We start from the raw sequence: 19,585 nt of genomic DNA on the forward strand, positions 1-19,585 counted from the left end.
GCTTTTCCGCGGGTTTCAGGACCCCGCCGCCGCTGTGCCGCCGGTGCGCTCCGGCCGAATCAGCGTGCCTCGCGGCCTGCCTGCGGAACAGAACCGGGCGAATCTGGCCTCGTTGGGGTGAAGCTTGGCCAGCAGGACGGGAGGGGAGCGTCTGGTTGAGGCACTTGGGAGGGTCGTCGTTCGCCTCTCCCGAAGAAAAGGCTGCGCGTGAGTGGTCGGTGGTGCTCAGAACATGGAGCCATGCCTGCACGTGGCCCGGGCCTCGGAGGCGCCGCCTATACCTTTGCTTCATGGCAGGTGCACCCTGGAGGTGGATCGACGGTGCGCGCCGGCGATTTTAGGTTGCCGTAACTAAAGAAAGCGGTACGCTGCAACCAAACCCACCGTAGAGTAGAGGTTTGTGTTGGAGAGGGAAAACGCGGCCTTCGGTGTGCCGCCTGCGGCGCCGTTGGGTGCACGCACCAAATTGCTGTTCGGCATGGGATCGCTGGCCGAGGGGGCGCAAACCGTTGCGTTCGGGTCGTATCTCCTGATCTTCTACAACCAGGTGATGGGTGTTCCGGCGGGGATCGTGTCGGCCGCGCTGATGGCGTCGCTGGTCATTGATGCGATCAGCAATCCGATTCTTGGCCATGTCAGCGACAATCTGCGGTCGCGGTGGGGACGCCGGCACCCCTTCATGTATGCCGCGGCGCTGCCGACGGCATTGTGCTTCTGGCTGATGTTCAATCCGCCGCAGGGTTGGAGCAACGACGCGCTGTTCTGGTACATCCTGGCCGTCGCGACGCTCGGCCGGATCGCGATCAACCTCTACGAGCTTCCCTCCGCCGCGCTGACCCCGGAGCTGAGCGAGGATTATGACGAGCGCACGTCGCTGATGACGTGGCGCTATTTCTTTGGATATGTCGGCGGGCTCGGCATCGCGACCTTGCTGTTCTTCGTGCTGCTGCGCCCCACCCCGCAATATCCGGTCGGCCAGCTCAACCCGGAAGGTTACCACCAGCTGGGCATCATCGGCGCGGTGGTGACGTTCGCCGCGATCCTGATCTGCGCAGTGGGGACACAGGCGCGCGGCAGGATGGTGCCGCAGCCCCCTGCCCGCGAGCGGCAATCGTTCGGGCAGCATTTCCGCGAGATGCTGGGCACGCTGAACCACCGCGGGTTCCAGGCACTGCTCGCCTTCGGGGTGCTGAAATTCTCTGCCGCCGGCCTGTACGCCTCGATGGCGGTGTATCTGGGCACCTATGTCTGGCAGCTGAGCCCGAGGAGCATGGGCCTGCTGGCGTTCGACGGCGTCATCGCCGCGCTGATCGCGCTGTTCCTGGCACCGCGCGCCGCGCGCCGCTTCGGCAAGCGCGCCGTCGCCGTGGTCGCCGCGGCGCTGGGCGTGTCGCTCGGCCTGATGCCATTGTTCCTTCGCCAACTGGGCCTGTTCCTGCCGATCGAGCCGGAGGGGCCGCTGGTGGCGACCCTGTTCGCCTTTGCGACGATCTTCGGCACCTTTTCGGCGACCTCACAGATCATGACGAGCGCGATGATCGCCGACGTGGTGGAGGACAGCATGGTCCGCACGGGTCGCCATGCCGCCGGTACCTTCTTTGCCGCCAACGCCTTCATGAAGACGTGCACCAGCGGGTTCGGCGTGCTTGGCGCCGGGTTGCTGCTGAGCCTGTCGGGATTTCCCGAAAAGGCGATCCCCGGACAGATCGCGCCGGAGGTGATCGACCGGCTGGTCTGGCTGTACATGCCGACGATCGCGATCCTGTGGGCGATCGCCATCGTCTTCCTCTCCTTCTACCGGATCGATCGCGCCCGGCACGAGGAGAATGTCCGCCGCGTACGCTAGAGCGCGGTGGTGGAGGATCTGTCCGCCCGCGCCGGCGAGCCCACGCGCCTGCCACCGACGGTGCTGCCCAGCAGCTGACCAGAACAGGCCTGCCCCACGAAAGGCCAGCGGCCCGACGCCGCTCAACCAACACCCGCGCAAGATCGGGGTCCCAAGGAGAAGATATATAATGCCGTTGCGTTCCTGGCTGCTCACGAGCGGCGCCCTGTTGACCATTGCCGCGCCCGCCGCGTCCATCGCGCAAACGGTCGATACCAATGTCCCGCCGGCCGGCACGGTGCCCGCCCCGGCGCCGTCGATCACCCCGCCGCAGTCCACCGCGGTGCAGCCGCCGCTGGACGACCAGGCCGCCGCCGACATCATCGTCACGGGATCACTGATCCGCGGGCAGCGGGAGGATTCGGCGCTGCCCGTCGACGTCATCACCGCCGGCGAGCTTCAGCGGCAGGGCAGCCCCAGCGTCGTCGAGCTGCTGAAGGCGTTGCCGGTCGCCAATGGCACGCTGGGCGATTCCAACCAGTTCGACAACCGCAGCCAGGGCGCCGAGGGCATCGCCAGCATCAATCTGCGCGGTCTTGGCCCGTCCCGCACGCTCGTCCTGCTGAACAGCCGGCGGCTGGTGCGCGCGGGCAATGGCGTGCCGACCGTCGACGTGAACCTGCTGCCGCTGGCGGCGATCGGGCGGATCGACATCCTGAAGGACGGTGCGGCCGCCACCTACGGGTCGGACGCGATCGCCGGCGTGGTCAATTTCATCACCAACCGGTCGCTGAAGGGACTGGTGGTCAGCGGCGACTACAAGGGCATCAAGGGATCGAACGGCGACTGGACGGCAAGCGCGGCGTTCGGACACAATCAGGACGGCCTGCGCGTCCTTGGCTCCTTCGGGTTCCAGCATCGCAGCGAATTGATGGTCACCGACCGCGATTTCGCGATCGGATCCTATACCAACAATCCCGAGAACGGCTTCACCCAGAGCGGCAATCCCGGCGTGTTCCTGCCCGTGTTCGGCAATGGCGCGCCGGCCGCTGGCCTGCGCCTCGACGCGGGCTGCGTCCCGCTGGGCGGGGTGGCGCTGTCCAACAACGGCGTCCCCAACCAGCGCTGCGCCAACCAGTATCTCGGTTTCAATGCGCTGACCGACACCGAGAACCGGCTGCAGGCGTATCTGGAAGTGGGCGTCGACGTGACGCCGGACATCGAGCTGGAGGTCACCGCGCTTTATGGCTGGTCGGAAGTGCCGCACCAGCGCAGCTCCCCCTCCTACGCCATCCTGCAGCGGCCATCGGCCTATACGCTGCCGGGCAGCTTCGGCGCGACGGCGCAGGCCGGCTTCTTCGTCCCCGCGAGCAACCCCGGCTATGCCGCTTATGCCGCGGCGAACCCCGGCGCGCTGCCGACCAGCGTCGCCGGCATTCCGGTGGCGGGCGCTACCTTCCCGGCGCTGTTGTTCCGGCCGTTCCTGCTGGGCGGGGCCAATGGCGTCGACAGTTCGGGCTGGCGTGAATCGGAATCGATCCGCTTCACCGGCGCGCTGACCGGCGCGCTCAACGATGCGCTCAATTTCGACGTGTCGGGCATGTACCATCGCTACACCCGCCAGACGATGAACATGGATACGATCGTCGACCGCGTGCAGCTGGGCCTGCGCGGGTTCGGCGGGCCGGACTGCAACCGCATCACCGGCACCGCGGGCACGGGCGGATGCCAGTTCCTGAACCCGTTCAGCAATGCGATCGAGCGCAATGCGGTGACCGGCGTCGCCAACCCCGGCTATAATACCGCGGTCGCCAATTCGCCGGAACTGTCGCGCTGGCTGTACGAACAGTCGCGCAGCAGCTTCGTCACGCAATTGTTCGTGGCGGAGGCCTCGGTGAGCGGCCGCACCCCGATCACGCTGCCGGGCGGCGACCTGTCCTTCGCCGTGGGCGGGCAATATCGCCGTGAATCCTACGATTCCAATTATGGTGCGTTCAACAACCTCGACATCACGCCGTGCCTCGACACGCCGGTCACGGGCAACCTGACCTGCTCGCCGCAGCCCGGGCCGCTCGCCTATCTCGGCTCCAGCCGGCCGCTGTCGGTGAGGGGCGATGTCTATGCGCTGTTCGCCGAGGTACGCGCGCCGATCCTCGACACGCTCGATCTGCAGCTGGCCGCGCGCTACGAGGATTATGGCGGCGGGGTGGGATCGACCTTCAACCCCAAGGCGACGCTGCGCTGGCAGACGACCGACTGGCTAGCGCTGCGCGGCTCGGTCGGCACCACGTTCCGCGGCCCGCCCGACACGCTGCTGCAGGATGGCTTCGTCACCTCGTTGCAGGTCATCGGCAGCTCGTCGCGCGCGGTGCGCGTCTATAACAATGCCAATCTGCGCCCGGAGAAAGCGACCAACTATTCCGCCGGCGCGATCATCAAGACGGGCGGCCTCAGCGTCAGCGTCGACTATTTCCGGTACGAGCTGACCGACCTGATCGGCGCCGACCCGGTATCGGGCATGACCAATGCGCTGTTCGGGGCGAGCGGATCGGCCAATTGCAACAATCCCGCCTTTGCCGCGCTGCAGGCGCGCTTCACGTTCGACGGGGCGTGCGGGATCAACAATGTCGCACGGCTCGATACCTATTATCTGAACGGCGCCAAGGTGACGAACTCAGGCCTCGATTTCCTGGCCAATTATGACCAGGAGGACGTGCTGGGCGGCAGGCTGGGCCTGGGTGTCACGGCGACCTACGTCATCGACTACAAGACCAGCGACCTGGTGGTCGAGAACGTGCTGGTGCAGCCGGCGTTCGATGCGGTGGGCAAGCTCAATTACCAGACCAGCGCCTATCCGATCCCGCGCTGGCGTGGGCAGGCCTATGCCCAGTTCGGGGTCGATCGCGTCGATGCGCGCTTCACCTTCAATTATATCGACGGCTATGTCGACCAGCGCGCCCTGCCCTTTGCCCCGCGGCGCGAGCTGCCCGGTGCGCCGGTGATCGCGCGCGGCCAGCGGATCTCGGACTGGGCGACGGTGGACTTCACCCTGCGGGTCGAGCCGATCGACGGCACCACCGTCAGCTTCTCGATGCTGAACATCACCGACCGCGACCCGAGCTTCGCGCGGCTCGACCTCAATTACGATCCGTTCACGGGCAATGCGCTGGGCCGCCAGTGGAAGGTGGGCGTGACGAAGAAGTTCTGATCGGTGACGTTCTGACCGGAGGGTGCGGGCGCGGTTATGCCGCGTCCGCGCCCGCCGGAGACTGGGCGCCGGGCAGCATCCCGTGCGCGAAGATTTCGGCGTAGATCGCGGTCGCGCGCGCCGGCCCGACGCGCGTGGCCCATTCCTGCAGGTCGACCGCGCGGTTGAGCATCGCCATCGCCATCTGGCTGGCGATCAGCGGGTCGACGGGCCGGATCGACCCTTCGCTGATCCCATCGATGATGACCCCGGCGAAACGCAGCGCGAAGATGTTGGACTGGCTGATCACCTCACCCCGGTGGGTGGCGGGCAAGGTGGCGAGCGCGGTGGTGCGCATCAGCGGGGCATCGCCGGAAAACTGCACCTCGATCAGCGCGGTCAGCGCGCGCGACAGACGGTCCCACATGGTGCCGCCCGCGGCGCCCGCGTCACTCAGCGCCCGCGCGATCGTCTCATAGCTACGCTGGAAGCAGGCGAGGACCAGATCGTCCTTGCCCTCCAGATGGTGGTAGAAGCTGCCCTTGGTCACGCGCAGCTCGGCCGCGATGCGATCGACCGAGGCGCCGCGATAGCCGTCGCGGTTGATCAGGCGGGTGGCGGCGCGCAGGAACGCGTCGATGTCGACCTCCTGCCGCGGCTCGGGCGGCGTGGCGCGGGCGAAGGACATATGGACCAGCGCGCTTCCCGCCGGCGCGACGCCGCGCTCCCACACCTCGAACATGCGGCGCTCGACCCGATCGAAATCCTCGATCGCGTAGAAGCGCAGCCAGACCGGGAGCCACAGCACCCCCTCCAGCACGACATGCGCGCGTGCGGTGTTGACCGCCAGATCCTCCGGCTGGGTCGCCGGGCCGAACCAGTCGCGCATGCCGCGCAGCACCGACTGGTAGAGTTCCGTCGCCTCGGCGCGATAGGGCTCGGGCAGCGAGCTCATGCCCGTCAGCACCGTCATCGGCCGTTCCTCGCCGGTGCGCATGCCGCGCTGAGCGGCGAAGACGAGGTGGAGATAATGGTTGAGGCGCGCGCGCGGATCGGGGCGGGTCGCGGCCTCGGCGACCTTGTCCGCGATCCGGCCCAGGGTTTCCATATAGGCGGCGTGCGCCAGCATCTCCTTGCGCTTGAAATAATAGGCCAGGCTGTTCTGGTTCATGTCCACCAGCTCGGCGACATTGGCGAAGGTCATGCCCTTCAGCCCGTGCTGATTGATCAGGGTCGCCGCCGCGTCGATCAGGCGATTGCGCCGCGCGATGAACTTGGCGGTCTTGCTGTCGGTGGTCTCGATCGCGGTCATTGCCGTCTTGGTTAGCATGAACCCAGGCACCCGTCATCGCAACCGATTATGCTCCGCGCCCGGCTATGCCAAACAGCACGAATAAAGAAAGCGGTATGGTTGGGAGAGGGTGATGGGGAAAGAGTGGAACGGGTCGGTCGTGATCGTTACCGGCGCTGCGTCGGGGATCGGCCGGGCAAGCGTGCACGCCTTTGCCGCGGCGGGGGCCAAGGTGATCGCCAGCGACATCGCCGAGGGGGTCGAGGCGCTCGCCGACGAGACACCCGGGGGGATGTGCGTCGCACTGCGCGGGGATGCGGGGGATGAGGCGCATGTCATCGCGCTGGTCGCCGAGGCCGAGCAGCACGGCACGCTGCGCGGCTTCTTCGCCAATGCCGGCATCACGGGCAGACCGGCAAGGGTGAGCGAGGCCGATCCGGCGCTGTGGATGGCGGTGCTGCGCGTCAATCTGGTCGGGCCGGCGCTGGCGATCAAACATGCAGCGCCGGTGATGGCGCGCCATGGCGCGGGCGCAATCACCTGCACGGCGTCCGTCGCGGGGTTGCGCGCCGGGGCGGGGCCGGCGGCCTATTCCGCATCGAAGGCGGGGCTGATCAACCTGGTCAAGGTGTCGGCACTGGAGCTGGCCGGCAGCAACGTTCGCGTCAACGCGATCTGCCCCGGCCTGATCGAAACCAACATGACGCAAAAGTATATCGATCAGGCGCGCGCGGCCGGGCTGGGCAAGATGGTCGGCGCGACCAACCCGCTGCGCCGGCCGGGACAGCCGGAGGAGGTCGCGGGACTGGCGCTGTTCCTCACCTCGGCCGCCGCCGCCTTCGTCAACGGGCAGGCGATCGCGATCGACGGCGGCCTGTCGGCCAGCCACCCGACCACGCCGCGTACCGCCGCCAGCCCTGCGCTGGCGCCTGCCGCCGGGGCCGCGCGCGCGGCCAGTAACTGAGCTGGAATAAAGGCAGCGGTATGTCGCGGCGCGGCGTCCGCAAATGGTCAGGGGAGGATGGGAATGGACGAGATCGGGATCGACGTCGTGGTGGTCGGCGCTGGGCTGTCAGGGATCAGCGGTGCGGCATGGCTGGCGATGAAGCTGCCGCGCAAAAGCTTCGTCGTGCTGGAGGGGCGCGACGACATCGGGGGCACGTGGGACCTGTTCCGCTATCCCGGCATCCGGTCGGACAGCGACATGCACACGCTGGGCTTCTCCTTCTTCCCGTGGCGCGACAAGGACGCCATCGCGGCGGGGGGCAAGATCAAGGATTATATCGGCGCGGCGATCGACCGGTTCGGCATCCGCCCGCGCCTGCGGCTGGGCCACCGCGTGATCAGCGCCGATTGGTGCAGCGAGCGCGCACGCTGGCGCGTGTGTGCGGAGCAGAAGGACGGCACCCGCGTGACCTTCGTCGCCCGCTACCTCTACATGGGGTCGGGCTATTACGATTATAGCGAGGGCCATAATCCCGTGTTCGCGGGACAAGAGGATTTCGCCGGCGAGGTGGTCCATCCGCAATTCTGGCCGGAGAACCTCGATTATGCCGGCAAGAAGGTGGTGGTGATCGGGTCGGGCGCGACCGCCGTCACGCTGATCCCGACGATGGCGCAGACCGCGGCGCATGTGACGATGGTTCAGCGGTCCCCCAGCTACATCGTCGCCCGCCCCGGCCGCGACAAGCAGGCCAACCGGCTGAAATCATGGCTGCCCGCCAACCTCGCCGGGGCGGCGGTGCGGTGGAAGAATGTGCTGACGTCGCGCAAGATGCGGCAGCGGATGATGAAGGACCCGGCGCAGGCGCGCCCGATGCTGATCGGCCTGGCCAAGGCGTCGCTTCCGCGCGGCTATGACATGACGCACTTCACGCCCCGGCATCAGCCGTGGGAGCAGCGCATCTGCCTGGCGCCCGATGGCGATTTCTACCGCGCGATCCACCGCGGCAAGGCGTCGGTCGTCACCGACAGCGTCGAGCGCTTCGTCCCCGAGGGCGTGAAGCTTGCGTCCGGGCAAGTGATCGAGGCCGATATCATCGTCACCGCCACGGGGCTGAAGCTGCTGCGCGGTGGCGGCGTTCAATTGCGGGTCGATGGCCAGCCGACCAACCTGAAGGATACGGTGATCTACAAGGGGGCGATGTATTCCAACATCCCCAATTTCAGCCTGGTGTTCGGCTATACCGGATCGTCCTGGACGCTGAAGGCCGACCTTGCGGCGCGCTACATGGTGCGGGTGCTGAAGGAGCTGGATCGCCGCGGCGCCGACATTGCCGTGCCGGCGGCGGACGTCGCATCGATGAAGACGACGTGGATGCAGACGTTCACGTCAGGTTATGTCGTGCGGGCGCGCGAGGACATGCCGCGCCAGGGCGTCGAGCATCCGTGGCAGGTCCACCAGGATTATGTCACCGACCGGCGCATCATGCTGAAGGAACCGGTCGCCGACGGCGTCCTGCGGCTGGTGAAGGCCGGGGAGCCGTGGCAGGTCAGCAGCGGCACGAGCGCCGCGCCGCGGGTCGCGGCGGGCGGCTGAACCGATCAGCGGCCGTCGCAACCCGCGGCGGCCGTCACATCAATGCGGCATAGACCATGGTGCGGAAATCACGCCGTACCGGGATAGTCGGAACGGGCATCTGCTGCGTCATCAGGATGGCGTGAATCCGCTCCACCGGATCGATGAAGAATTGGGTCGAATAGATCCCGCTCCAGAAATATTCCCCGGCAGATCCGGGCATCATGGTGCGCGCCGGATCGATCGTCACCGCGACGCCGAGGCCAAAGCCGGTGCCGCCCGACCCCGCATCGGCGATCGGCGCGCGGGCGAGCGCCGCGATATCGGCGCCGCCGGGCAAGTGATTGCGGGTCATCAGGTCGATCGTCTTGCGCCCGATCACCCGCGCCCCGTCGAGCGTGCCGTCCGCCAGCATCATCGAGCAGAAACGGTGATAGTCCGCGATGGTCGACAGCAGCCCGCCGCCGCCCATCTTGAACACCGGCTCCCGCGTTGCGCGGCCATCGACCGCGCGGTCGATCACCCTGGCGCCGGCCGGTGTCATCATCCAGGCGTCGGTCAGCCGGTGAACCTTGTCGGGCGGGCAGTGGAAGAACGTGTCGTCCATCTTCAGCGGCGCGAGGATGCGGCGGCGGAATACCGCGTCCAGCGGCGCGCCCTCGAGCCGGGCGACGACGATCCCCAGCACGTCGGTCGACACCGAATAATTCCACGCGCTGCCCGGCGCGAATTCGAGCGGCAGCTCGGCCAGCGCCGCGACCACCGCATCGGCATCCCGATCACCGCCCGGCGCCAGGATCCGCTGCGCGCGATAGGCCGCATCGACATTGCTGCGGTTGAGAAAGCCGTAGGTCAGCCCCGACGTGTGCCGCAGCAGATCGATCATGCGCATCGGCGGCGCGGCGCGGGTGACCCACGGCACCGCCCCGCCGCCGCTTTCGAACACGCGCAGGTCCGCGAATTCGGGAATGACGGTGGCGACCGGATCATCGAGCGCGACCCGCCCCTCCTCCACCAGCGCCATGAAGGCCACTGCCGTCAGCGGCTTCGTCATCGAGGCGATGCGGAAAATGGCATCGTCCGCCAGCGGGGTGCCGTCTGCCCGCGCCGCGCCGGCGCTGGAGCGATGCACCACCTTCCCCTCACGCGCGACGAGCAGCTGCACGTTGGGCAGCGCGCCCCGTTCCACATAGCGGGTGCGGAAGTGGGCGGACGCCTGCTCCAGCCGCTGTTCGTCGAATCCCAGCACCTCTCCCATACCGCATCCTTTGTTTTTGCTTATGCAGGTGGCGTAACCAGCCTGCCGGACATGTAAAGCAGGCATGTGGCCAGTGGCGGGCGTCGACCGTGACGCCTCGCCGTCACGGTAAGCGGAGCGGATCAGCGAAGAAGGCGGCGGTCAGAGGCCCAACTGGCTGCGGTCGACAGTCGCGGCGACGAGTTCGGCGCGCGCGGCGGAGCGGCGGTATTCGGCGTCGAGTTGACGCAGGCGGGCGTCGGCGGCGCTTTCCTCACGCAGGTTGACGACGAGGAAGTCGCTTGCGCCGAGCTGGAAGCGCCGGCGTTCCGCCTCTGCCATGCGATCGGCGAGCGCGGTTTCGTCGGCAGCGAGCGCGACGAGGCGGTCGGCGGCGGTGGCCTGGATGGCGAGGCCGTTCACCTCGACCAGGATCTGGTCCTCGATCATCTTGCGGCGGAATTGCAGCCCGTCGGCCTCGGCCGCGGCCTCGGCGATCTTGCCGCGCGCGGTGCGTCGTTCGAGCGGCATGGAGAAACGCAGGCCGACGATCCCCTCCAGCGGCGTGCGCGACACGCCGCCAAGGCCGACCGGGCCGACATCCTTGGCCGCCTCAGCGCGTATGTCGAGCCGCGGGCGCAGCTCGTTTTCGGCCAGCAGCCGCTTCGTCTCGACCTGATCGAGCCGCACCAGGATGGTCTGCAGATCGGGGCGCTCGATCCGGCCGGCGAGGCTGGGGCCAAGCGGCGGCAGGCGCAGGTCCGGGAAGCTGGTCGGCAGGCGATCGGCGGCGGGCACGATCCGCTCCCCAAGATCGTCGCGCAGGTAGAAGGACAGGGCATTGGCGGCGGCGTCGAGATCCTGCTCGGCGCGCACCAGCAGGGTCTGGCGGCGGACGATATTCTGCCGGTTCTCGGTGCCCAGAATCTCCGGCCGGGCGCCGAGCGCGATCTGCCGCTCGATCGAGGCCTGCCGCTTCGTCGCCAGCTCCAGGAGATCGCGATAGACCGCGACCCGCCGGCCGGCGACGACCCAGGTCTGATAAGCGTCGATCGCGCGCCGCTGAACGCCGATCGCCACCATTTCGCGATCGAGCCGGGCCAGCGCAATCTCCCCATCGGCGAGCTCGAGCCGGCCGCGGCGCTCGTCGATCAGCCGGTCACGCATCAGCGAGAAAACGGCGCCGACCTTCACCTCGCCCAGCCGGTTGGTGAACGCCTTGTCCTCATAGACGGGGAAGTCGCCGCGCGACACGCGGTAGCCGCCGTAGAGCGCGCCGCCGTTGGTGGCGAGCGGACGCGTCGCCCGCCCCTCGATGACGGTGCCGTCATAATAGCCGAGCGCGCGGGACTGCGCCTCGCCCTCGAACAGGAGGTCGAAGGCGCCCTCGGCCGACAGGCGGCGACCGTCGGCCTGCCGCTCCCGCGTCATCGCCTCGAGGATCGCGGGCGCGTGCGTGGCCGAGGAGCGCAGCACCTCGTCCAGCGTCAGCGGCCGCGCCGCGGCGGGCGCCGCGACCAGCAGCGCGGCGAGGATCCAGAACATGGGGATCCAGAGCAGGCGGATCATTTCTTCACCTTGACCACCGGGTCCGGCGCAACCCCCTTTGTCTCATCGCCGGGCCGCCGGAATTCGAGCGGGAAGTCGTTGAGCTGGCGCCAGAGCTCATAGCCGATGCTGACCGTTTCCATCTGGATCCAGCCGCGCACCTTGGCGCCCAGACGGACGTAATCGGTGTCGGGCCAGGGCAATTTGCCCGGCATCGGTTCGACCAGGACGCGGAACAGGCCGGTCGCCTGTGCGGAAGGGTCGATCGAGCGTACGCGCCCGTCGAACATGCCGTGCGCGACTGAGGGCCAGCCGCTGAACTGGATCGCCGGCCAGCCTTCGAAGGCGAGGCGGACGGGCCGGCCGGGGCGGATGACGGCGATGTCGCGGCCGTCGACCATCAGCTCGACGATCCGCACCGGCGCCTCGGGCGCGAGCGTCGCGAGCCGCTCGCCGGCCGCCACCAGGGTCGCGCCGGCGCCGGCATTGATCGACTGGATCCGCCCGTCGCGCGGGGCACGCACGGTCTGCGCCGACTGGCGGTTGAGCGTGACGTCGACGCGGCTGAGCTTCGCGCGCGCCTCGGCCAGCTTGGCGCGGTGATCGGCGACCTTGATCTGCGACGCTTCATAATCGCGCCGCGCGGCCAGCCCCTCCGCAAGCAGCTGGCCCGAGCGGCCGACGTCGATCTGCGCCACGGCCATCGCCTGTTCGGCGGCGGCGATTTCCGCCAGCACCTGCGCGCGTTCGGCGGCGAGGCGGGCGAGGAGGTTGGGATCATTGTCGACGATCCGCGCGATCGGATCGCCGCGGCGCACGCGATCGCCGTCGCGGACGAACCAGCGTTCCACCCGGCCGGGGACGAGCGCGGTGACATCCTGCACGCGATCCTCCGGGTCGAGCGCGGCGACCTGCCCGGTGCCGGCGGAGGTCTGCACCCAGGGGACGAGGAACAGGATCGCGGCCACGACCGACAGCGTCACCGCGATCAGCCAGGCGAAGACGCGCGTCGCGCGTGGCGGGCGGATGCTCGCCAGCGTCGGGAAGTGGACGATATGGTCAGACCGAAAGGGCAAGGCTGCCTCCCTCGCTCGCGATGGCGATCAGCGTATCGACATCGGGGCAGCGGCGCTGCTCCGTCGCGCCCATCCACAGCGCACCATCCCGCTCCAGCCCCTGCGGGCGGCGGGTGAATTGCAGCACGGTGGTATCGCCGCGCAGCCGCGCGAGGGCGGCATCGACACGCTCGGGCGGCAACAGGTCGTAGAGCGGCGAGAGCACGAGCAGCTTCGGCCTGGCGAGCAGGGCGGCGGCCAGTTTCAGCGCCATCAGCTCCCCCACGGCAAGCGGCCAGCCGGAGGTGGAAACCACGGTATCGAGCCCATCGCGAAGGACGCTCAGCCGCTCGCTCAGCCCAACGAGGTCGAGTACCTCGACCATCCGCGACGTGTCGCCCGACGCGGCGAGCCGCAGGTAATCGCGGATCGGCATTTCGACGAAGCTGGGGCGATCGAGCACCATCACCTCGGCGCGCAGGCGATAGGTGTCGAAGCCGCTGATCTCGCGCCCGCCGACGACGACCAGGCCGCGCTCCGCCGCCTGGTGGCGCTTCAGCAGCATCGCCAGCGTGCGCTCGACGCCGGGCGCCGCGACCACCGCCAGCTGTTCGCCGGCAGCGATCTCGAAGTCGAAGCGGTGGCCGTCATGTTCGACATGGGCAAAGCGGATCGCGCCGCTGGCCGGACCTTCGCCATCGCCCCTGCCCTCCTCCTGCGGCACCGCCCAGAACAGCGACAGCTCCTCCAGCCCGGCGGCAAGATCGTACAGCGTTTCCAGATACGGGCCGAACTGCGCGATGCCGTAGAAGACGCCCGACAGGATCAGCTCCGCCGCGACCAGCTGGCCGATCGACAATTGGCCCTGGATGATGAGCCAGCCACCCAGCGCCAGCAGCGCGGCGCTGGCCAGCGCATAGACGAACAGCAGCGCCAGCGTCTGCGCGAAGGTATAGCGGAAGTGCCGCCGGTGCGCGGCGACATAGGTGGCGGTCACCGCCTCCGACCGGTCCATCGCGAAATCGACATGGCGGCTCGACTTGTAGAAGCCGTTCGACCCGCCGACGCTTTCCAGCCAGTGCGCCGCGGCATGTTTGGCATGGCTCTTGGCCACCGCGCTGCGGATCGCGCCAGAGGCCCAGATCTGCCAGATGAGGAACAGCACCACCGCCAGCACGACGTTGAAGGCGAGGAAGAAGGGGTGGTAGAAACTGGTGACGACCAGACCCACCACGCCCTGCAGCACGATGGTGAAGCCGCCGATCAACAGGCTGGGCAGCGTCTTTTGCACCGTCATCAGGTCGAAATAGCGGTTGAAGAGGTCACCGCTGCGCGCGTCGGCGAAGAAGGGGTTTTGTGCGTGGACCGCGCGCAGCGTGATCTCCGCGACGATGCGCGCGAACAGCCGCCGCTCGAACAGCGCGAGCAGGTGGACGCGAAACGCCGCCAGCACCCCGGCGAAAAGCAGGAGCAGGAACAACAGCGCGGCGAGCGTGAACAGCGGGGTCGGCAGCGCAGTGTTGGCGACCGAGTTGATCAGCAACTGAACCGAAATCGGCGTGGCCAGCGACAGCAGGGATATCGCCACGCCATAGACCACCGCCAGCCGCACGAACGCGGCGTCGGGCCCGAGCACCAGTCTGATCCAACCCGCGAATGCCCGGATGCCCGGACGCGCTTGCGCCATATACCTGCCTTCCTGAGATGCCGCACATCTGAGGAGGGCCGCTATCGTTTCAATCGTCGCGACACTATAGTTCTGCGATGCCTGTCGTGCAGCGCAACAATTCTAAGGGATTGAGCAAGACTTTGACATAATTCAGCGCTGCCGAGACATGGCTTCAGGGGCAGCAGGGGTCGGTCGATATTGCTCCCGCGGGAGGATGGCGCGCGTCATTACTGACCGGCCGCCGCGCACTTCTTGTCGCTAGGTCCACAGCCCGTCACACGATCTACATGACCCGGGGCGTGACCATCGCCGTCAGGGCAAAGGGCCGAGCTGTTCGGCCTCTTCGTCGGGCACCATCGGCTCACCCGGGGCGTCGACGGGGGCGGGCGCGCCGGGGTCGGTGGACATGTCGCCGGGATCGGGCTCATTGCCCGGAGGGCGCAGCGGGTTCATCGGATTCTCCTGCCGTTTCGCGTGCGGGTTGCAGATGCCCAACGCCTCAGTCGCTGGCTGGTTCGGTGAGTACCCGTCTCGCCCGCGCTACTGACCGGAAAGCAGCTGCATTACCTGCGCGCGGAACAATGCGATGCGGGCGCGCATCGTCTTTGGATCATGGTCGGGCTTGGCAAAGACATTGGGGCACTCGGCCGCGACCATGATGTTGATGATCGTGGTCTTGTCGAGCGTCGGATCGCGTCGCCGGATCTCGGCCAGTGCCTCGGTGATCGTATTCTCGCGGTCGGGGCCGGCGAGGCGGCCGGTCAGCCCGTTGACGAACGCCGCGCCGATCGTTGGCGGCGCAACGGTCTGCGGGTCGGGGCAGGTCATTTGTTCGGATGGCTGCCGGCAGGCGGCGACCAGCAGAAGCGCCACCATCGCTCGTTTTCCGGCACCCGTCATGGCGACCCTCCGCAGATGATGTTGGCCCGATCGAAAGCGATCAGCCGCCGACAGTGGTGCGGGGTGGCCCGGGAGGGGTCAATTCAGGACTAACACGGAGATGGCGGGCGCCCGCGACCGGCCGCGGCGCCCGCCAGGGATCACGCCAGCGTGGGCATCACGAATTCGGCGCCCGCGCGGATGCTGCGCGGCCAGCGCGCCGTCACCGTCTTCAGCCGGGTGTAGAAACGCACCCCTTCCATGCCGTGCATGTGATGGTCGCCGAACAGCGACGCCTTCCACCCGCCAAAGCTGTGGAACGCCATCGGCACCGGGATCGGGATGTTGACGCCGACCATGCCTACCTCGATGCGATGCGCGAACTCCCGCGCCGCATCGCCGTCACGGGTGTAGATGGAGGTGCCATTGGCGAAGGGATGGCCGGCGATGAGCCGGACGGCCTCCTCGAAATCGGCCGCGCGCACCACCGACAGGACGGGCCCGAAGATTTCTTCCTGATAGATCGACATGTCGGGCGTCACGTGATCGAACAGCGTGCCGCCAACGAAGAAGCCCGGTCCTGCCTCTGCGGCGAAGCGCCGCCCGTCGACGACCAGCGCCGCCCCCTGATCGACGCCGGCGGTGATGTACGACATCACCCGGTCACGATGCGCCGCGGTGATGAGCGGGCCCATTTCCATCGAGTTGTCGCGCCCGTTGCCGATGCGCAAGGCGCGAACCCGCGGCGCCAGCGCCTCGACCAGCCGGTCGGCGGTTTCCTGCCCCACCGGGACGGCGACGGAAATTGCCATGCAGCGCTCGCCCGCCGAGCCATAAGCGGCGCCGATCAGCGCGTCCGCGACCTGTTCGATATCGGCATCGGGCATGACGACCATGTGGTTCTTGGCACCGCCCAGCGCCTGGCACCGCTTCCCCTGACGTGTGGCGGTCTCATAGACGTACCGCGCGACCGGGGTGGAGCCGACGAAGCTGATCGCCTTGATCTCCGGCGCCTCAAGCAGAGCGTCGACCGCGACATGATCGCCATTGACGATCGAGAACACCCCGTCTGGCAGCCCCGCCTCGCTCAGCAGCTCCGCGAGGATCAGCGCGGCGGAGGGCACGCGCTCCGACGGCTTCAGGATGAAGCAATTGCCCGCCGCCAGCGCGACGGGGAACATCCACATCGGCACCATCGCCGGGAAGTTGAACGGCGTGATGCCGGCGACGATGCCGAGCGGCTGGCGCGTCGCGTAGCTGTCCACGCCGCCCGCGACATTCTCGGTGATCTCGCCCTTCAGCAGATGCGGGGCGGCGGTGGCGAATTCCACCACCTCCAGGCCGCGCTGCACCTCGCCGCGCGCGTCGGACAGGATCTTGCCATGTTCGGCCGTGATCGCCGCGGCGAGGCTGTCGATATTGTCCTCGAGCAGGCGCAGGAAACGGTTGAGGACCCGCGCCCGCTTCAGCGGCGTGGTCGCCGCCCATGCGGGGGCAGCAGCCTTCGCCGCCTCGATCGCCCGGCGCACGTCGTCGGCCCCGCCCAGCGCGACCTCACCCGAGATGTCGCCGGTGGCGGGATTAAACACCGGAGCAAGACGCCCGCTGGTTCCTTCCCAGCGGCGTCCGCCGATAAAGTGCGGGATGACCGTCATCGCTTTGCCCTCATGTTCTGACTGCGGTTTCTGACTGCGTTCGGCCGGGCAGTTGCGCGTCACCTGCCCGTCGCGGATGCGCAAGCGTAAAGCCGCTTCGCCGCCACATGTGGTGCCGTTAGGTCACCAGAAGGTCGCACTTTCGCACCTTCCCGCCCCCTGGCGGGATTGGCAGTTGCCAAGGCAGGACAGGCCCGGACCTCGCCTGCGTGGACAAGGTGCAGACGTGTAGCCGGGCGACACTTAATGGGAGTAAAGGATCGCCATGCGCACGGGTACGAAAAGCCATTTGAACGGGGTTTCCGCGCTCGCCTTGCTGCTGGCGGTCGTCGCTGCCCCAGCCGCAGCGCAGGACGCATCCGCCACGATCGAGCAAGCCGCCGTTGACGATGGCGACATCGTCGTCACCGCGACGAAGCGGTCCGAGTCCGTCACCAAGGTGCCGATCTCCATCACCGCGTTCAGCCAGGAAAGCCTGGACCAGCGCGGCATCCGCGACATTCGCGACGTGGTGAACCAGACGCCGGGCATCGACATCGCGCGCGGCAGCACCGGCAGCGGCGGGCAGACCCGCGTATCGATCCGCGGCATCGATTCCACCGCCGGCGCCGCCACCTCCGCCGTCTATATCGACGACACGCCGATCATGGCGCGCAACTCGTCGCTCAACTACAATGGCACGACCATCCCGTTCCTGTTCGACCTGGAGCGCGTCGAAGTGCTGCGCGGGCCGCAGGGCACGCTGTTCGGCGCCAGCTCGCAGGGCGGCGCGGTGCGCTTCATCACGCCGACGCCGAGCCTGACGCAGTCGAGCGTCTATTCGCGTGCGGCGGTCAACAGCACCAAGGATGGCGGCATCGGCTATGAGGCCGGCGTCGCGGTCGGCCTGCCGATCATCGAGGGGACGCTTGGCCTGCGCCTCAGCGCCTATCACCGCCGAGATGGCGGCTGGATCGACCGGCAGAGCTGGCAGGATGCGAACGACCGCGAAGAGAATGCCAATTTCAGCGACACGACGGTGCTGCGCGCCGCGATGCTGTGGGAGCCGGCCGCCGGCCTGACGATCGCGCCGAGCATCTATTACCAGGACCTGAAGTTCAACGACCGCGGCGACCTGTGGACGCGTTGCCCGGCGACCACCGGCTCGCCGATCAGCCCCGACACCGTGCCCTGCCCCAATGGCGTGTCCGATCCGGGCGCTGGCAAGCACCTGAACTATTCCCCGATCCGCCAGCCGAGCCGCGACCGTTTCTACCTGCCGTCGCTGAAGATCGGCTATGACGCGGGCGCCATCTCGATCAATTCGGTCACGTCCTATTTCGACCGCCATGTCGAGGACATCAACGACGCGACCAACGTCAACGACCGTGTGACGTTCGGCAACGCGTACCTGTTCCCGATCACGCCCGGCTTCGACAAGTCGATCACCTGGCAGAACCCGAACATCTACCAGAAGGTGTTCACGCAGGAAGTCCGGCTGTCGGGCGGCGACACGGATTCGCCGATCAAGTGGACGGTCGGTGGCTATTATTCGCGCGGTTCGGTGAAGTCCGACCTGCCGATCTACCAGCCGCACTTCAACGACCTGTATTTCGTGCGTTATGGCCGCACCCCGCAGGCCGCCGGCGTGCCGCCGCTGGTCAACGGCAATGCGCGCTATTACGGCAATGAGGAAACGATCGAGGAAAGCATCGCGGCGTTCGCCAATGTCGACGTGAAGGTCGTCGACCGGCTGACGCTGAACCTGGGCGCACGCTATTCGCGCGACACGCTGGACTTCGACGTGGTCGAGCGCGGCGTGTCCTATGTCGGCGGCATCTCCACCGCGGCGGGCCGCCTGCGCGAAAACCCCTTCCTCCCCAAGGTCGGCCTGTCGTTCCAGGCGACGCGCAACGCGCTTTATTATGCCTCGTTCGCCCGCGGCTATCGCACCGGCGGCGTGAACAAGACGCTGCCCGATGTGTGCCGGACCGAGGCCGACGCGCTGGGCATCGACAATGCCAACACCTACCAGTCCGACCGTACCGACAGCTATGAGATCGGTACCAAGAACCGGCTGCTCGGCGGGTCGCTGCAATATGAGATCAGCGCTTATTATACCAAGTGGAACAACATCCAGCAGCAGCTGCGCCTGCAATGCGCGTTCAGCCTGGTGGCCAACACCGCAGCGGCGACGTCCAAGGGCTTCGACGCCAGCATCACGATGCGGCCGGATAGCAACCTGACGATCGGTGCCGCGGTCGGTTACACCGATGCGACCTATGACGAGACGATCCAGATCGGCACCGCGCCGATCGTCGTCGGCGGGCAGCAGCTGGGCGCGACGCCGTGGACGATCAATCTGAACGCGGAATATCACCTGCCGACGAACAGCGATCTCGATCCGTTCATCCGCTTCCAGTACAATTATCGCTCGGTGAACCGCGGCACGTTCCTGTGGCAGGTGCCGACGTCGACCACCTATGATCCGACGCGCGTACTGCCGACCGAGGCGCAGTCGCTGGACGCGCGTGCCGGCGTGACGCTGGGCCCGGTCAGCCTGCAGATCTATGGCGAGAATATCCTGAACAACGTCGGCTATATCGCCAACACGCCGATCTATGCGCGCGGCCCGCTGTGGCGTGGTTCCACCCTGCGCCCCCGCACGATCGGGTTGCAGCTGATCGGCCGCTATTGATCACCACCGGGAAAGGAAAAGGGTCGCTGACGATGCCGGACATT

Annotated in this window: 13 protein-coding genes; 5 read left to right on the forward strand and 8 right to left on the reverse strand. The window is 67.6% G+C overall.

What is annotated here, in order from left to right; all coding sequences use genetic code 11:
• Window positions 1-403: 403 nt before the first annotated feature.
• Complete coding sequence (locus CA236_RS17180; RefSeq protein WP_164518977.1) at window positions 404-1,846, forward strand: MFS transporter; 1,443 nt, start codon at window positions 404-406, stop codon at window positions 1,844-1,846.
• 169 nt (window positions 1,847-2,015) lie between these two features.
• Window positions 2,016-5,033, forward strand: a complete 3,018-nt coding sequence (locus CA236_RS17185; protein ID WP_164518978.1) for a TonB-dependent receptor — start codon at window positions 2,016-2,018, stop codon at window positions 5,031-5,033.
• Between the two features lie 34 nt (window positions 5,034-5,067).
• On the opposite strand, the gene CA236_RS17190 is transcribed toward CA236_RS17185, so the two are convergent.
• On the reverse strand, window positions 5,068-6,324 hold the full coding sequence (locus CA236_RS17190; RefSeq protein ID WP_164518979.1) for a TetR/AcrR family transcriptional regulator: 1,257 nt from the start codon (window positions 6,322-6,324) through the stop codon (window positions 5,068-5,070).
• A 112-nt stretch (window positions 6,325-6,436) separates the two neighbouring features.
• On the opposite strand from CA236_RS17190, the gene CA236_RS17195 reads away from it, so the two are divergent.
• Window positions 6,437-7,267, forward strand: a complete 831-nt coding sequence (locus CA236_RS17195) for an SDR family NAD(P)-dependent oxidoreductase (RefSeq protein WP_125946549.1) — start codon at window positions 6,437-6,439, stop codon at window positions 7,265-7,267.
• Window positions 7,268-7,330: 63 nt separating this feature from the next.
• Window positions 7,331-8,842, forward strand: a complete 1,512-nt coding sequence (locus tag CA236_RS17200; RefSeq protein WP_125946550.1) for an NAD(P)/FAD-dependent oxidoreductase — start codon at window positions 7,331-7,333, stop codon at window positions 8,840-8,842.
• Window positions 8,843-8,876: 34 nt separating this feature from the next.
• On the opposite strand, the gene CA236_RS17205 is transcribed toward CA236_RS17200, so the two are convergent.
• From CA236_RS17205 to CA236_RS17230, 7 genes are all read right to left on the reverse strand, one after another.
• Window positions 8,877-10,079, reverse strand: coding sequence for a serine hydrolase domain-containing protein (locus tag CA236_RS17205; protein ID WP_125946551.1), 1,203 nt, complete (start codon window positions 10,077-10,079; stop codon window positions 8,877-8,879).
• Window positions 10,080-10,220: 141 nt separating this feature from the next.
• Window positions 10,221-11,627: a TolC family protein gene (locus CA236_RS17210; protein ID WP_125946552.1), complete on the reverse strand. Its 1,407-nt coding sequence runs from the start codon at window positions 11,625-11,627 to the stop codon at window positions 10,221-10,223.
• Window positions 11,624-12,682 (reverse strand): HlyD family efflux transporter periplasmic adaptor subunit, encoded by a 1,059-nt coding sequence (locus tag CA236_RS17215; RefSeq protein WP_046406434.1) that lies wholly within the window; start codon window positions 12,680-12,682, stop codon window positions 11,624-11,626. Before CA236_RS17215 ends, CA236_RS17210 begins: the two co-directional genes overlap by 4 nt.
• Window positions 12,666-14,348 carry an ABC transporter transmembrane domain-containing protein gene (locus CA236_RS17220; protein ID WP_125946553.1) on the reverse strand — a complete coding sequence of 561 codons (1,683 nt, stop codon included), beginning with the start codon at window positions 14,346-14,348 and terminating at the stop codon, window positions 12,666-12,668. Before CA236_RS17220 ends, CA236_RS17215 begins: the two co-directional genes overlap by 17 nt.
• Before the next feature lie 294 nt (window positions 14,349-14,642).
• On the reverse strand, window positions 14,643-14,783 hold the full coding sequence (locus tag CA236_RS18855) for a hypothetical protein (protein ID WP_164518980.1): 141 nt from the start codon (window positions 14,781-14,783) through the stop codon (window positions 14,643-14,645).
• 87 nt (window positions 14,784-14,870) lie between these two features.
• The gene (locus CA236_RS17225; protein WP_046406327.1) at window positions 14,871-15,206 is read right to left on the reverse strand and encodes a hypothetical protein; all 336 of its coding nucleotides are present in this window, start codon (window positions 15,204-15,206) and stop codon (window positions 14,871-14,873) included.
• A gap of 164 nt (window positions 15,207-15,370) precedes the next feature.
• Entirely contained in the window at window positions 15,371-16,864 is a 1,494-nt protein-coding gene (locus CA236_RS17230) for a CoA-acylating methylmalonate-semialdehyde dehydrogenase (RefSeq protein ID WP_125946555.1), read from the reverse strand.
• 289 nt (window positions 16,865-17,153) lie between these two features.
• Here CA236_RS17230 and CA236_RS17235 point away from each other — a divergent pair, with 289 nt between their 5' ends.
• Window positions 17,154-19,541, forward strand: a complete 2,388-nt coding sequence (locus CA236_RS17235) for a TonB-dependent receptor (RefSeq protein ID WP_164518981.1) — start codon at window positions 17,154-17,156, stop codon at window positions 19,539-19,541.
• The last annotated feature ends 44 nt before the right edge of the window (window positions 19,542-19,585 follow it).

Origin of the sequence: Sphingomonas sp. ABOLG, assembly GCF_003950435.1 — a bacterium.
Lineage (GTDB): Bacteria > Pseudomonadota > Alphaproteobacteria > Sphingomonadales > Sphingomonadaceae > Sphingomonas > Sphingomonas panaciterrae.